Below are 14388 nucleotides of genomic sequence, written 5' to 3' on the forward strand. Positions count from 1 at the left end.
TCTATGTATAGATATCCTTCGAGTTGTCTTCAACTCGCATTATCATCCGTGTGCGTGTGAAGAATATTCTCTTTGTTAAACGCGTGTAAGGTTACTGTAATCTAATAATGTAGTAAACATCACTCGTTTTTTACCACAAGTCCGAAAATTTTAGTGAACAAAATCGCCTGCGGAGCAGAGATGATACAGCCTTGAAGATCCTCCATCGTCACGCCGAGATGGTGAAACTCACAAGTACTGATATCAATGCCATTCAGCGATGTGCTTGAGAATTGAGCTTTATCAATGTTGCTCTGCTCAAGTTTGATTTTGCTAAGGGTAGCACTATAAAAGTCTGCATGAGCGAAGGAGCTACGCTCGATCTCAACCTGCTTCAGATTAGCAAAACGGAGGGTAGCGTATTCGGCCAAGCATTCACTAAACCGCACGTTGCGTAAAGTCGAACCGAGCAGGTCAAGGCCTACCATTTTACAATGGAGAAATGTCGCTCGGTGAATAATGGCCTCACTCCAGTTCACGTTGGATAGATCGCAGTGCTCGAAGATCGCGTCTGTAATTTCTACACCGGGCAGAGCCATGTCTTCAAAAACAACATGTTTAAAATGCACCTTCTCCAGCAAAACTTTATTCGCCTTACAACCAGATAACGATCCATTCTCGTATAATCCTTGTTCAATAGTCTGCTCATCATGGAGCTGTAATGTCTCTACAGGTACTGGTTCAAGCTGACGTGGGAGCTTTGGTAGCGCAAGCTTGAATTCGTTGGTCACGGTTAGACGGGATTCGCGAGTCATGATTACCTCCTAATGAGAAATTATCGCTTTAATAACACCTTATCAGTAGAACAAATGTTTGCCAATAGGGAGCAGACACATGAACAACGATTAGGCATGAGCGAAATGTCCGCACAGAAAATCAAAAAAATTCGTGTTAGTTCAGTCATAATAAGCGAGAAATCGTTTATATCATATCTGCAACATAGCGTAGAAAGGAAAGGATGCAACATGGATCATTACACACGTATCCAACTTGCGATTACATACCTAGAGGAACATTTACAAGATGAATTTAATGTGAAGCAGACAGCTGCATGCGCTGGCTTCTCTGCGTTTCATTTCCAGCGTTTATTTCAGGCTATAACAGGGTACACCGTGTTGGAGTATGTGCGCAGACGTAGGCTTAGTGAGGCGGCTCAACATGTAAGGAATACGAGCGAAGGTATACTCGACATCGCTTTGAACTGGGGGTATCAATCACAGGAAGCATTTACACGGGCGTTTGCAACGTACTGGGGAGTGACACCTGCCAAATTTCGCAAGTTGGAGGATAATTCCTATTCCTCGAAGCTCCAGCAGATGATTGATTTCAACGATTATCGTACTCAGCTTAGAGGGGGATTTTATATGAACACACCACGTATCTTAACGCTTGAACCAATTCGCATTATCGGGTATGAATACAAGACGAATTTGAATGACAATCAGCATTATGGAGAAATTCCGGGCTTTTATCATCAGTTTGGAACAGAGCAGAAATTCATGGACATTCCAGACCGTTCACGTCCGGATCTAGCGTATGGCATTGCCTGCCAATTTCAGGAGGATGGTCAGTTTTCTTTTATCATAGGTGAGGAGAGCGCTAGTGTAACGCCATTGTTGGAGCCAGGATACGTGGAGTTTGAAATTCCCGGCGGCGTGTATGCAGAGTTCAAGGTTGATGGTTCGGGTCAGGATATTCGCAAAATGATCTATGGTAGCTGGTTACCCCAATCCAATTACGAGCGAGGGGAAGGAGCAGACTTTGAGGTGACCGATGTATGGAAGTCATCCCCTGAGCAATTGGACATGAAGATCTATATTCCGCTAAAATAAACAGAACCGCTCCGCGGTAATAAAAGCCGGAGGGCTTCAGGAATATGAGTGGAGATTCATGGATTAACTCCAGACAGTGTAAGATCATTGTGGCAGTGATCACCGTGATCTATGTACTGTTTATGGTCAATTTATTATTTTTCAAAGGCAGAACGGTAGGTTTAAGCTATCAATATAACTGGATTCCTTTTGAAACGATCAGACCCCTTCTCTTGGAGAGAGAAAAGTACACCACAGAAGCTTGGGTAAAAAATCTATTTGGCAATATTGTATTATTCATTCCCTTAGGCGTGTGCATTCCCGTGTTATTTCGCAAATGTCGATCCTTCCTGAAACTTACAGTAACCGTTATCCTAATTTTATTTGCGGTAGAACTAACGCAGTTAGTGACCCGGGTTGGGACGTTTGATGTCGATGACATTATACTGAACACATTAGGCGCATGGATCGGATATGTGGGCTTGCGATTCTTGATGCATGTTGGGAGACTTCGTTAAACATGTATATAGATTGAACAGCGATCGAAAGGTTATTCTGTCATCGGAGTGGTTCGTGTAAATATTTATAGTTCAGATTACTGGTTGAATAGCAGGATCGGGATAGGGTGTACCTAGCGTAGGGACTTCACTTAAACCGATCTTTTTTGCCGTGTAATTGAGTAGCGGGTGTTTATCAAGAGGGCATTTCGGATAAAACATATTAACGGGATATTGAACGACCTTCATAAATCAGAATATTAGAGAAATGAGGTGGCTGACATCGTTTGGTGGAAAGAGAGTGTAGTATATCAGATCTATCCGATCAGCTTCATGGACTCGGACGGAGACGGTCATGGTGATCTGCGAGGAATCTATGATAAGCTCGATTATCTTACGGATCTTGGAATTGATGTAATCTGGATCTGTCCGATCTATGAATCACCTGGTCATGATAATGGCTATGACATTAGCGATTATTACGCGATTATGCGTAAATATGGCACGATGGAAGACTTTGATCGATTGCTGGAAGAGGCACATAAGCGTGGTCTTAAAATCATGATGGATCTGGTGCTGAATCATACTTCGGATGAACATCCGTGGTTTGCAGAATCACGTTCAATGAAAGACAATCCGAAACGGGATTATTATATCTGGCGATCGGGTAAACATGGTCAGCTTCCGAACAACTGGGAATCTTATTTTGGGGGTTCAGTGTGGAAGCTTGATCCAGAGACGAATGAGTATTATTTACATTTGTATTCTGAACATCAACCTGATCTCAACTGGGATAATCCACAAATGGCAGAAGAGATGTATGAAATGGTTCACTGGTGGCTCGAAAAAGGGGTCGATGGCTTCCGTTTCGATGCAGTTGCTCATATTGCGAAGGCGGAGGGGCTGCCCAGTGCGCATAATCCCGATAATCTACCTGTTGTGCCTGCATATCAGCTATTCTCGAACCTGCAACAAGTTCATTCCATCTTAAACAAGCTGAACGATATGATTCTGAAACCATATGGACCGATGACAGTAGGCGAAACATCGGGTCTTGGCCCTGAGCAGGCTCTTGCTTATGTGGGAACGGATCGTAATGAGCTTAATATGGTGTTTCAATTTGAGCACATGTTTGTAGACGCTCAATCCTCAGGGATTGGGAAGTGGAATTACCGAGAGTGGAAGTTACCCGAGCTGAAAGAAATTATGAGTCAATGGCAGACCGTCTTGCATGGACGCGGGTGGAATGCGAACTACATGGGAAACCATGATCAACCTCGGCCGGTATCGCGTTTTGGAGATGATGGTAAATATAGAGTGCACTCAGCCCAAATGCTGGCGACCTGGATGATGACTCTTGAAGGTACACCATACATTTATCAAGGCGAAGAGATCGGCATGACCAATATTGCTTTTCCGGACATCGAACAATATCGAGATATTGAAACGATAAACTATTACAGACATCATATCGGTCAGGGGAGATCGAAACAGGATGTCATGGAAGCCATCTGGCTAAAAAGTCGGGACAATGCACGAACTCCCATGCAATGGGATGACAGTGAGCATGCTGGATTCACGAAAGGTGAGCCTTGGATTCAGGTGAATGATAACTTTACAGAGATCAATGTGGCTGCTGCTGAAAGTGATCCACAGTCCATTTTACATTACTATCGGAAGTTGATTTCACTGCGCAAAAAAAACAAGGTGCTGATCTATGGGGCGTATGAATTACTTCTTGCCGATGACCCTGATATCTACGCATATACACGGACATTAGATGACGAGAAAGTGCTAGTGATCCTAAACTTTAGTTCAAATGAACCTGAAATGCATTGGCCCGAGGGATGGGCAGCAGAACAAGCTAAACTCATGATCTGTAATGTGAACAAACGTTACTCGACAGATGAAGGCACCATTCTATTGCAGCCTTATGAGGCAAGAGTTTATCGGATGCTCTAAATGGTTCTAATTTTGATTTGTATGCTGGCTATGGACTATACTTATAAACGTAAGTTGTGAAATCATGGATGTGAAATAAACTACATTACAATTGTAAATTAACTTGTCAGGAGGCTGCCGAGATGCTGCAGATTACTTATCATGGACATTCGAGTGTCCAACTGGGTACAGGAGAAAAATCGCTGATCATTGATCCTTTTCTACGTGGCAATGAACTAGCTGTTACTAAACCCGAAAATATTAAGACAGACGTCGTGCTGTTGACTCATGCACATATGGATCATATTTTGGATGCTGAACCGATTGCGAAAGCGAATAACGCCAAAGTAGTTGCTATCGTGGAGTTGGCTACATACATGTCATGGAAAGGGCTTGATACGCTGGGTATGAACATGGGCGGAACTGTGGATCTTGATTTTGCGCAGGCGAAAATGATTCAAGCCTTCCATACATCAGGAATTGTGCTGGAAGAGGAACAACGCATTATGTACGCAGGATTGCCTGCAGGATACATCATTAACATTGGTGGCAAAACGATATTGCATGCGGGTGATACAAGCTTATTCGGTGATATGAAAATGATTGGAGATCGTCATAAGATTGATGTTGCCTTCCTGCCGATTGGTGGACACTTCACCATGGGGCCTGAAGATGCACTTCAAGCTGCAGAGTGGTTTAATGCCAAACTGACCATCCCTGTACATTATGATACATTCCCAGTGATTCGTCAGGATGCCGAAAAGTTCGTACAGCAGCTAGCTTCCGTAGGATTGGAAGGTCGCGTGATGGCACCAGGGGACTCCTTTACGTTATAGAGATTGTTTTCATTCGTCCACTCTGGATCGAGCAATGAAGAAGGCGAGGAACACGTTAAGTTAGATGACGTGTTGCTCGCCTTCTTTTTATTTTGAGATTTAAAATGCAAGTTGGGGTAGGTTCATGATACCGAGCTATATGCATATCTTTAGATTGAGGCGAGGTGGAGTATTCATTTTGGGTACAAATTACCGATATCATGGCGTTTCCGAACGTTAGTTTCAAAATAAATGTTACATAGCAAACATTTATGGGGAATGTGTAGAAAGGGTATGTAAAGCGGTTTTTCACTATGCTTTATCTGAGTTGCTCAGGTTAGCAAACCGAAGTCGTTAACACGAACTTATAAGAAAGAAATAGTTTCAACTTGTATATACATGTTTAGTTATGTAATATAGACATGAAGTTAACTGATGAGGTAGACCAATACGTATTTAAATTTTGGAGGCGTTAACATGAGTTCAACCGACACAACTTCCTCATCGTGGTGGAAAACGTCCACGGTGTATCAGGTATATCCCAAGAGCTTTAACGATACGACGGGAACAGGCACAGGGGATATTCGAGGCCTGACGGAAAAACTAGACTATTTGCAGCATTTAGGTATTGATATCGTATGGCTGCAGCCGGTCTATGTTTCTCCTCAACATGACAATGGTTATGATGTGGCTGATTATTACAAGATTAACCCTGACTATGGCACAATGGAGGACTTCGACGAACTGTTGAAGGGGCTCAAAGCGCGAGATATGAAATTAATGATTGATATTGTGGTGAACCACTCATCCACGGATCATGCGTGGTTCCAGCAGTCGAGGTCTTCCAAGGATAATCCGTACCGGGATTATTATATTTGGAAAGATCCAGCTCCAGATGGCGGTGTGCCGAACAACTGGCAGTCTAAATTTGGTGGGCCGGCATGGCAATACGATGAGCTTACAGGTCAATACTTCCTAACCTTGTTTGACAAAACACAGGCTGATCTGAATTGGGAGAATGTGCAAGTACGTAAAGCCGTGCGCGACATGATTAAATTCTGGGCGGATAAAGGAGTAGACGGCTTCCGGATGGATGTCATTAATTTGATCTCCAAGGATCAGCGTTTTCCAAACGATGACGGTAGTGTACCTCCGGGAGATGGTCGTAAGTTTTACACCGATGGACCGCGTGTACACGAATACATCACTGAGATGTATGAAGAGGTATTTGGCCCATACAATATGGTCACGGTGGGAGAGATGTCTTCCACAACGTTAGAGCACTGTATTCAATATTCCAACCCGAATTCCCGGGAATTCTCAATGACCTTCAATTTTCATCATTTGAAAGTGGACTATCCGAATGGTCAGAAATGGGAACTGATGCCGTATGATTTCGAGGCAATGAAGCAATTGTTCAGTGATTGGCAGACAGGCATGCAAGCAGGAGGTGGCTGGAACGCCTTGTTCCTCAATAACCATGATCAGCCTCGGGCATTGTCCCGTTTCGCGGATGATGGTGATTATCGTGCCGAAAGTGCCAAAATGCTGGCAACCACGATTCATGGCATGCAGGGAACGCCATATGTGTATCAAGGAGAAGAGATTGGGATGCCGAATCCCGTATGGAACGATGTAAGTGAGTTCCGCGATATTGAATCAACCAACATGTATCGATTGCTACAGGAGGAACGAGGTAAGACGGCTGAGGAAGCTTTTGAGATCGTGAAGCAGCGCTCGCGTGATAACTCAAGAACGCCGATGCAATGGGATGCAAGTGAGAATGCAGGATTCACAACAGGCACACCATGGATCAAGGTCGATGAGCGATATCCTTCCATTCATGTGGCTGAACAGCTGGCTAATCCGGATTCAATCTACTATCACTATCGCAAACTGATTGCTCTTCGTAAGCAGGTACCTGTGCTAATCGACGGATTGTATGAACGTCTCGATGATGCACATCCAGAAGTGTTCGCGTATGCGCGCACGAATGGAAGCGATACGTTGATTGTGGTGTCTAATTTCAGTCAGCGCAGTACGAATTTTACGTTCTCTGAAGCGATCTGGAAGGAACATATTGCCGGCAAAACACATGAATTGCTGATCGGAAATACAGAGCAGGCACCTGATCTGATGCAGGAATTATCATTAAGCCCTTATGCTTCTTATATGTGGATAGTTCCACAAAAGAATGAATAAAGGTGGTTCCAAGAGTCCATTTTGAAACCCAGACTTTTGGAACATGCACATACACACATTAACTAAGTGGGAAGTGACATTATGGCAATGGATAGAAAACAGGTAGAGGAGATTGTACGCGCAGTCGGCGGCAAAGAGAATATTGAAGCTGCAACGCACTGTGTTACACGTCTCCGGTTTGCCTTGGTTGATGAGAGCAAAGTTGATACGGCAGCTTTGGATCAAAATGAACTGGTTAAAGGTCAATTCTCATCCCAGGGTCAATTTCAGGTCGTCATCGGGCCAGGGCTAGTTGATAAAGTCTATGATGAGATGATTCAGATTACAGGTGGTGACCGGTCTTCCAAGGATGATGTGAAGGCGGCTGCAGGGAAGAAACAAAATCCGATTCAACGCGCCATCAAAACCCTTTCGGATATTTTCATTCCGATTCTGCCAGCGATCATTACAGCAGGTTTATTGCTCGGGATCAACAACATCCTGACAGGGCCGGGAATATTCTTTGATAAAGAATCGTTAGTGGATGTGTATCCGGCATGGAAGGATCTAGCTTCTATAATTAATACGATTGCAAGCACGGCCTTCACATTCCTGCCTGCACTGATTGGTTGGGCAGCTGTTAAACGATTCGGCGGCAGTCCGCTGCTCGGGATTGTGCTTGGGCTAATCCTTGTACATCCTGATCTGCTGAGTGCCTATGGCTATGCTGATGCAGTGAATGATGGTACCGTACCTACGTGGAATTTGTTTGGTTGGCATATTGAGAAGATCGGTTACCAAGGGCAGGTTCTGCCGGTACTAGTATCAGCTTATCTGCTTGCCAAGATGGAAATCTTCCTTAATAAAAGAGTGCATGATTCCGTTAAATTACTTGTAGTGGCACCCGTAACATTACTGATTACTGGATTTTTGGCCTTTACAATCATTGGACCAGTTACATTTGCAATTGCGAATGCCATTACATCGGGTTTGATTTATATTTATGATTCATATGCAGCACTGGGTGGATTAATCTATGGTGGACTATATGCATTGCTGGTTATTACGGGAATGCACCATACCTTCCTTGCAGTAGACGTACAATTAATTGGTAGCCAAGGCGGTACATTCCTGTGGCCGATGCTGGCGCTATCCAACATCGCACAAGGTTCCGCGGCGCTTGCGATGATGCTTGTACTGCGTGAACAGAAGATGCGCGGTCTCGCGGCAACATCCTCGGTATCCGCCTTCTTGGGGGTAACGGAGCCGGCAATCTTTGGTGTTAATATTCGTTATCGTTACCCGTTTATCTTCGGTATGATCGGTTCGGCTATTGGCGGTGTGTTACTTACAATGAATAATGTTCAAGCTACCTCAATCGGGGTAGGGGGCGTACCTGGATTCTTATCCATTTTCCCGAACAAATGGGGCGTCTTCTTCATCGGTATGGCTATTGTACTGATCGTACCGTTCCTGTTAACAGTTATTTTCGGAAGAGCCAAAATGAGAAAGCAAGATCGTGAGGCAGGCAGTGGTTCTGTGACAGAAGATCATGTATTTACGTCAACTTCTACTTCCGAGGATAACCGCACTACGGCAAATAAAAGCACAGCTTCTAGCGGTGCACCTGCGGATGCGCAAACTTCGATTAATGCGCTTGAAGTGATGGCTCCGTTAACGGGTAAAGCCGTATCGTTAGAGCAGGTTCCGGATCCTGCCTTTGCAGAGAAACAAATGGGAGAAGGGATTGCCATTGAACCTTCTGGCAACAAGGTCGTTGCTCCGTTTGATGCACAGGTTGCCCATGTCATTAAGAGCAAACATGCTGTCATCTTGGAGCATGCGAGCGGTGTTCAGATCCTTATCCATGTCGGTATCAATACCGTGTCACTGAAAGGTGAGGGCTTCAACATGCATGTAGAAGCTGGGGAACATGTGCGAGCAGGGCAAACCTTGCTTGAGTTCGATCGTCAGACGATTGAAGCAGCAGGTCACCCACTCATTACGCCAATTATCGTTCCTGACGGTCAGGACGTGGTAGACCGAGTTGAAGTTACAACAGGTGACGTTACATCCAATCGTAACGGCGTGTTGAAAGTATATCTGAAAGGATAACTTGATGATCCGATTAGAAAGGAAGCTGGAAGCTCAATGTATTGAGCTTCCTTTTTTATTTGGATTTATCTCATAGAGAATAAACAATGTAGTTTAATGCAATTTTCTCTGTATGTTACATTTTGTTATACGGATGTTTCAATTATCCTATATACTCGTCTTAGTTCAGGTAATATGAGAGAATTGAATAAGATGTGAATCCCCGCATACCTTCAATTTATAGAATAGCTTGAGGAGATGAAGAAATAGGTATCTGGTCAAGAATGAGGAGGGGAACCATGGCACGTATTGCGGTGATGATCATTCATGGGCTTGGTAGGCAAAAAGAAGACTATGCGGATCAGCTTATTTTACGATTGCAGCATGAATTCGATCAGGTCATGGTCATGCCGGGAGCAGCCAAGCAGTATCTCGATATTGAGCCTGTATTTTGGGCTGATGTATTTGAAGAGAGGGAAGAAGAATTGTTCCAGCAGCTTGTAGTCTCGCCTCAATTGAATTACCAGGTGCTGCGCCGATTCGTCATCCATTACCTCGCTGATGCTGTTGCTTATCAGCCTGTGGAACAGCAGGGACATCATTATGATGCTGTACACCGTACACTAAGCGAAGCGATGCACAGGCTCTCTTACCGTAACGGACCAGAGACACCCCTGTGCGTGCTGGCTCATAGTTTGGGTGCAGTCATTGCGAGTAATTTCTTCTATGATCTTCAATATCCCTCCAGTCGAACACCTTATATAATAGATGTAACATCAGCTTTGGAGCGAGGAGATACCTTAACTAGCTTTTATTCGTTCGGAACAACACTGCCGCTGTGGAGTTTACGTTATCATGATTTTAGTCAGCCCATTCAGGTTCCAGCGAAACTGGCTCACCAGTTTTTCCCGGGGTTAGAAGGGGAATGGGTGAACTTTTATGATAAGGATGATATACTAGGTTACCCCTTGCGTCCGATTGATCCGGCCTATGAAGTAGCCGTGAAGGAAGATATCGAGATTAACTCAGGTAACTGGGTACAGAGCTGGAATCCGCTCAGCCATGGTGGTTATTTTCGCAATAGAACCATGAATCATAGAATAGCCCAGGGTTTGGCTCGAATGTGGACCTGGGTGAATCGTGATTTACCATAAGACATCGTAATGAAGGAGACATTATTTTGGAATGCAGAACAGGTTGTGCCGCGTGTTGTATCGCCATTTCAATATCTTCACCGATTCCTGGAATGAAGAATGGCAAGCCGGCAGGTGTACGCTGCGTGCAACTTACGGAAGATAATCGTTGTCGTATTTTTGGACATCCAGACCGTCCTGATGTGTGTAGTGGATTACAGGCTTCATTCGATATGTGCGGTAGTACAGATCAAGAAGCTTTTCGTATCCTTAGCTGGCTCGAACAGGAAACGAATCCGAATGCTCATAACTAAGGGATACACAGTATAGCCTATAGCTCGTAGCTGAATGACTCATAACAGATCCCGATATTATTGGCCTATAAGAAAAGGTTTGAAACACGAAGAGTACCTCTGGTCAGATCCCGGGGTACTCTTTGATGTGAGAAGAATTGTCTTCGTTAATTAGGTGTTCGTGAACATGACTCTGAATTGTCTTCTTTCTGTCTCAGCAATCGAGTGAGAACGATCTTCAGAACAGAAGAGACGATGAAGAAAATAAATAAAATTCGGAACAGCTGATATCCTGAGACGACCGATAGATTGGCGTGTACCTCATGAGCCATAATACTCATCTGATCCATGCCTCCTGGAGCCATACTAAGTAGGGAAGTAGCGGCTGATAGGGAGTACACATGCATGAGAATATAACCTAGCCCCAGAGAGCCAGCAATGAGCAGTGCGCTACTAAGTAGAGCAAGAGTGACGGTTTGCGTCTTGCGCTGTAGTTGCTCAGGTCGAAGCATCAAACCGACATGACTACCAATCATCAACTGCGATAGATTGAGTACAGAAGAGGGCAGTGCAGGTGTATGCATCGAAGTGGTTAATTGAATCACACACATGACAATCATCGGCCCAAGCATAAAGGCAGTGGGAAAACGCAGCTTACGTGCGATCCAAGCACCAATGACGCATAGTGGGGCATAGATCCATATTTCTGGGAATAACGCTGTCCATAAGGCACTTGTCCCCAGCACAAGGTCTGTTCCTACAACACTAGCTCCACCGACCCATGGACTAAACAGCAAGAAGGGAACACAGAACACGATCATAATTAACCGAGTCACCTGCAAAAAGGTAACCAGGGTGAGATTAATGGATTTCATCTCCTCAGCTAAGGAAACCATCTGGGATAATCCGCCCGGGATACTCCCAACAAGTAAAGACGGAAAGTCAAATGGAGTAAGCTTCGAAGCGAGATAGGCCGTTAATGTACAGAATCCAATGAGTAGTAAGGTCATGAGCAGCATCATGGGAAGCTGGTGCATAATTCCTATTAACGCATCCTCTGTAAGGGTTAGGCCGATCGAATAACCAACAATCAGAATTCCGTAATCGCGTACGCTTGAAGGCCACATTAACGGGAGCTTAAACACCTGTGCACCAAGAAGCATAAACACCATTGGCCCTAGTAGCCAAGGGATCGGTGTGTGAATCGCAGTGAATGCGATACCTCCCAGTAATGAGACGCTTAAACTGAGCAAAAAACGAAAAACAACGGAGGGACTATGCTTACGCATCAATCCCATCCGTTTAATTTCCTCATATTAGTTGGCACGAGCCCTATATGTGAATCGGTATATAGGTTTAAGTTGCAAATTTGATTCATGTAAGATCACTCCTGATGAATAGGCGCTTATTTTACTTCAAGGAATCTTCGACCCTTCAACTAATCTCATTCTACCTTACTCGCATATCAATGAGTTGTCACCTGTGCAGCAGGTTTGGCTTCCCTAAACATCACATAGTACATCAGGGACGAAATAACATACAGGCTGCCTGTAATACTGAACGTGATCGCATAACCCCAGTACGTTCCATAGGTAGTAACCAGATAAGATTGTACAGGACCCATCGTAGCCCAGCCGATCATGAAGGCCGTCTGCATTAATGAATTCGCAATCCCACGCCGCTTATCAGAGATTTTATCAACCAGAATGGCTGAGTGAATCGGATTAGCCGCATTCATTAGTGCTTGCCTAAACAGGAAGCTGATGGAGGCGATCACGAGCAGATTCGTGAATCCCGTAAGCAATAGGAAAGGCAAGGACATGATCTGGAAAATGACGACCGCTCGAACGCTCCCTACCTTTGCTGCAAGCGAAGGCCCGATAAGCATGGAGATAATGGTCATGATCTGACCTAAGGAGATGAGTAGACTCATCCCGCTGAGAGAAACAGAAAAACGATTCGTGAAGTATAGATTCAAATAAGGTACAACAAGACCAGAACCGAGTCCAATCAATAATTGAGTTATAACAAACTGACCGATCAGTCGGGAATCCTTCTTTTTGAGCTGAACATCAGACTCACGGACTACTCCAGTGGATTCAGAGATAACTCCTTCAACGCTTTCCTTCGATTGAATGGTTGTAGGCGTTGGGTGAGTTGTTTGGGTTGTAGTTGATTTGTCGTTGATAAATAATAAAGGAATAAATGCGGCTAGCGTAGCCACGCCTCCAATAATTAACACCGTTTGTAAACCTGTGACCACCGCGAATCCTGCTGAATGAAGCAGATCAGCAAATACGCCGCCTCCCAGACTTCCTAGCACCTGAGATGCAAGAACAAGAGAAGAATAGTAACTGAACATTTTCAAGCGCTGACTCTTCTTCACATTTTCAGCCAGGAAAGGGATCGCGAGAACTTGGAATACCCCAGCAAAAAGTCCAGAGAACACGGCAAACCAGATTAACCCACTGGCGGAATAGTCGAACGAGCGTCCTATGAGGAACATTCCGCTGAACAATGCTCCGACGATGAGCAACCGTTTGCGACTGAAACGATCACCGCCGAGTCCTATAGGCACGAACATAATCGCGGTTGCCAGCGATTGAATACTGACAATCTGACCATTCATAGTGTCGTTGTAGCCAAGACCTTGAATGTACAAATTATACAGGACAGAGAACATGCCATTACCGATCTGATATAGAATACTAGCTAGAAAAAAAAGTTGGATATTGCGGGACCAGCCCCGAATTTCCGAAACAATCTGTCTTAGAACTCTCAAGTGGTTTCCCCCAGTCGATGCTGTGCAGTGTTACCAGTTTAACAGGAATGGGGAAATTTCGGAACAATTGACCACTGTTTATTTTTTGTGACTATGATATAACTCGTGCAAGCATGAATCCATCATACCCTTTGCTGCCTACCGTTTGGAGCGCAGTTGCTTCAAGTTTAGGATGGTTTACGACCATATCCAGGAAGGTGCGTACACCTTGGACTCTCTCATCTGTGCTGCTTGGATTGGCCACTTCACCATCTCGGACAATATTGTCGCCAACGATAAGACTTCCAGGACGTGCTAAGCGTAGAGCCCATCGGAGATAATCAGGATTGCTTGGTTTGTCAGCATCAATGAAGATGAAGTCGAAGGGTTCACGATACTCTTCTTGGATGTCCGGGAGTGTGGTCAGGGCTGCTCCGACGCGTAGATCGACTTTATCCATAAGCCCTGCATGGCTTAGATTATGACGAGCAATTTCTGCATGATGTGGGTCGGCTTCAAGAGTTACAAGTCTACCTTGCTCAGGCAAGGCACGCGCCATCCAGATCGTACTGTAACCGCCAAGTGTTCCAATTTCAAGGACGCGAGTTGCTCCCTGAATTTGAAGCAGGAGTTGCAGAAATTTGCCCTGATTCGGTGTGACATCATGAGCAGGTAATCCAGCAGCGGCATTGTGGTGTAAGGCTTGCTCTAGTAGTGGATCGGCGGGAATCAATCGTTCGTTCAGATATTGGTCTACTTGAGTCCAGGTGTGCGGTAAGGATGAAGAATTTACATTTTTCATTAAGCATGTTCCTTTCCGGAT

The 14388-nt window shown here is 44.7% G+C and carries 12 protein-coding genes; 8 read left to right on the top strand and 4 right to left on the bottom strand.

Translation table 11 applies throughout. The features are described 5' to 3' along the window. Positions 1-119 precede the first annotated feature (119 nt). Entirely contained in the window at positions 120-794 is a 675-nt protein-coding gene (locus J2T19_RS08120) for a pentapeptide repeat-containing protein (protein WP_307214519.1), read from the bottom strand. A gap of 210 nt (positions 795-1004) precedes the next feature. Between J2T19_RS08120 and J2T19_RS08125 the strand changes: the two genes are divergently transcribed. The 8 genes from J2T19_RS08125 (at position 1005) to J2T19_RS08160 (ending at position 10825) form a co-directional block, all read left to right on the top strand. After that, complete coding sequence (locus J2T19_RS08125) at positions 1005-1871, top strand: AraC family transcriptional regulator (protein ID WP_307214521.1); 867 nt, start codon at positions 1005-1007, stop codon at positions 1869-1871. Between the two features lie 44 nt (positions 1872-1915). Beyond that, positions 1916-2368 carry a VanZ family protein gene (locus tag J2T19_RS08130; RefSeq protein WP_307214523.1) on the top strand — a complete coding sequence of 151 codons (453 nt, stop codon included), beginning with the start codon at positions 1916-1918 and terminating at the stop codon, positions 2366-2368. Positions 2369-2620: 252 nt separating this feature from the next. Then, positions 2621-4309 (top strand): glycoside hydrolase family 13 protein, encoded by a 1689-nt coding sequence (locus J2T19_RS08135; RefSeq protein ID WP_307214525.1) that lies wholly within the window; start codon positions 2621-2623, stop codon positions 4307-4309. Positions 4310-4431: 122 nt separating this feature from the next. Then, positions 4432-5124 (top strand): metal-dependent hydrolase, encoded by a 693-nt coding sequence (locus J2T19_RS08140; RefSeq protein ID WP_307214527.1) that lies wholly within the window; start codon positions 4432-4434, stop codon positions 5122-5124. 456 nt (positions 5125-5580) lie between these two features. Then, the gene (gene treC, locus J2T19_RS08145) at positions 5581-7305 is read left to right on the top strand and encodes an alpha,alpha-phosphotrehalase (RefSeq protein WP_307214529.1); all 1725 of its coding nucleotides are present in this window, start codon (positions 5581-5583) and stop codon (positions 7303-7305) included. Between the two features lie 81 nt (positions 7306-7386). Continuing rightward, on the top strand, positions 7387-9399 hold the full coding sequence (gene treP, locus J2T19_RS08150) for a PTS system trehalose-specific EIIBC component (protein ID WP_307214532.1): 2013 nt from the start codon (positions 7387-7389) through the stop codon (positions 9397-9399). A 278-nt stretch (positions 9400-9677) separates the two neighbouring features. Further along, complete coding sequence (locus J2T19_RS08155) at positions 9678-10532, top strand: chemotaxis protein (protein WP_307214534.1); 855 nt, start codon at positions 9678-9680, stop codon at positions 10530-10532. A gap of 26 nt (positions 10533-10558) precedes the next feature. Continuing rightward, positions 10559-10825 carry a YkgJ family cysteine cluster protein gene (locus tag J2T19_RS08160; RefSeq protein WP_307214536.1) on the top strand — a complete coding sequence of 89 codons (267 nt, stop codon included), beginning with the start codon at positions 10559-10561 and terminating at the stop codon, positions 10823-10825. Positions 10826-10971: 146 nt separating this feature from the next. Here J2T19_RS08160 and J2T19_RS08165 read toward each other — a convergent pair whose 3' ends face one another. From J2T19_RS08165 to J2T19_RS08175, 3 genes are all read right to left on the bottom strand, one after another. Beyond that, positions 10972-12093: an AbrB family transcriptional regulator gene (locus J2T19_RS08165; protein WP_307214538.1), complete on the bottom strand. Its 1122-nt coding sequence runs from the start codon at positions 12091-12093 to the stop codon at positions 10972-10974. Positions 12094-12269: 176 nt separating this feature from the next. Beyond that, the gene (locus tag J2T19_RS08170; protein WP_307214540.1) at positions 12270-13586 is read right to left on the bottom strand and encodes an MFS transporter; all 1317 of its coding nucleotides are present in this window, start codon (positions 13584-13586) and stop codon (positions 12270-12272) included. Positions 13587-13677: 91 nt separating this feature from the next. Continuing rightward, entirely contained in the window at positions 13678-14367 is a 690-nt protein-coding gene (locus J2T19_RS08175) for an O-methyltransferase (RefSeq protein ID WP_307214542.1), read from the bottom strand. Between the last annotated feature and the right edge of the window lie 21 nt (positions 14368-14388).

Source organism: Paenibacillus tundrae, assembly GCF_030812775.1.
In the GTDB taxonomy this organism is placed as follows: domain Bacteria; phylum Bacillota; class Bacilli; order Paenibacillales; family Paenibacillaceae; genus Paenibacillus; species Paenibacillus tundrae_A.

What these genes read in the sequence shown, in the direction of transcription:
- J2T19_RS08120 (WP_307214519.1), bottom strand. Translation starts at nt 794, where the DNA reads ATGACTCGCGAATCCCGTCTAACCGTGACCAACGAATTCAAGCTTGCG.
- J2T19_RS08125 (WP_307214521.1), top strand. Translation starts at nt 1,005, where the DNA reads ATGGATCATTACACACGTATCCAACTTGCGATTACATACCTAGAGGAA.
- J2T19_RS08130 (WP_307214523.1), top strand. Translation starts at nt 1,916, where the DNA reads ATGAGTGGAGATTCATGGATTAACTCCAGACAGTGTAAGATCATTGTG.
- J2T19_RS08140 (WP_307214527.1), top strand. Translation starts at nt 4,432, where the DNA reads ATGCTGCAGATTACTTATCATGGACATTCGAGTGTCCAACTGGGTACA.
- treC (WP_307214529.1), top strand. Translation starts at nt 5,581, where the DNA reads ATGAGTTCAACCGACACAACTTCCTCATCGTGGTGGAAAACGTCCACG.
- treP (WP_307214532.1), top strand. Translation starts at nt 7,387, where the DNA reads ATGGCAATGGATAGAAAACAGGTAGAGGAGATTGTACGCGCAGTCGGC.
- J2T19_RS08155 (WP_307214534.1), top strand. Translation starts at nt 9,678, where the DNA reads ATGGCACGTATTGCGGTGATGATCATTCATGGGCTTGGTAGGCAAAAA.
- J2T19_RS08165 (WP_307214538.1), bottom strand. Translation starts at nt 12,093, where the DNA reads ATGCGTAAGCATAGTCCCTCCGTTGTTTTTCGTTTTTTGCTCAGTTTA.
- J2T19_RS08175 (WP_307214542.1), bottom strand. Translation starts at nt 14,367, where the DNA reads ATGAAAAATGTAAATTCTTCATCCTTACCGCACACCTGGACTCAAGTA.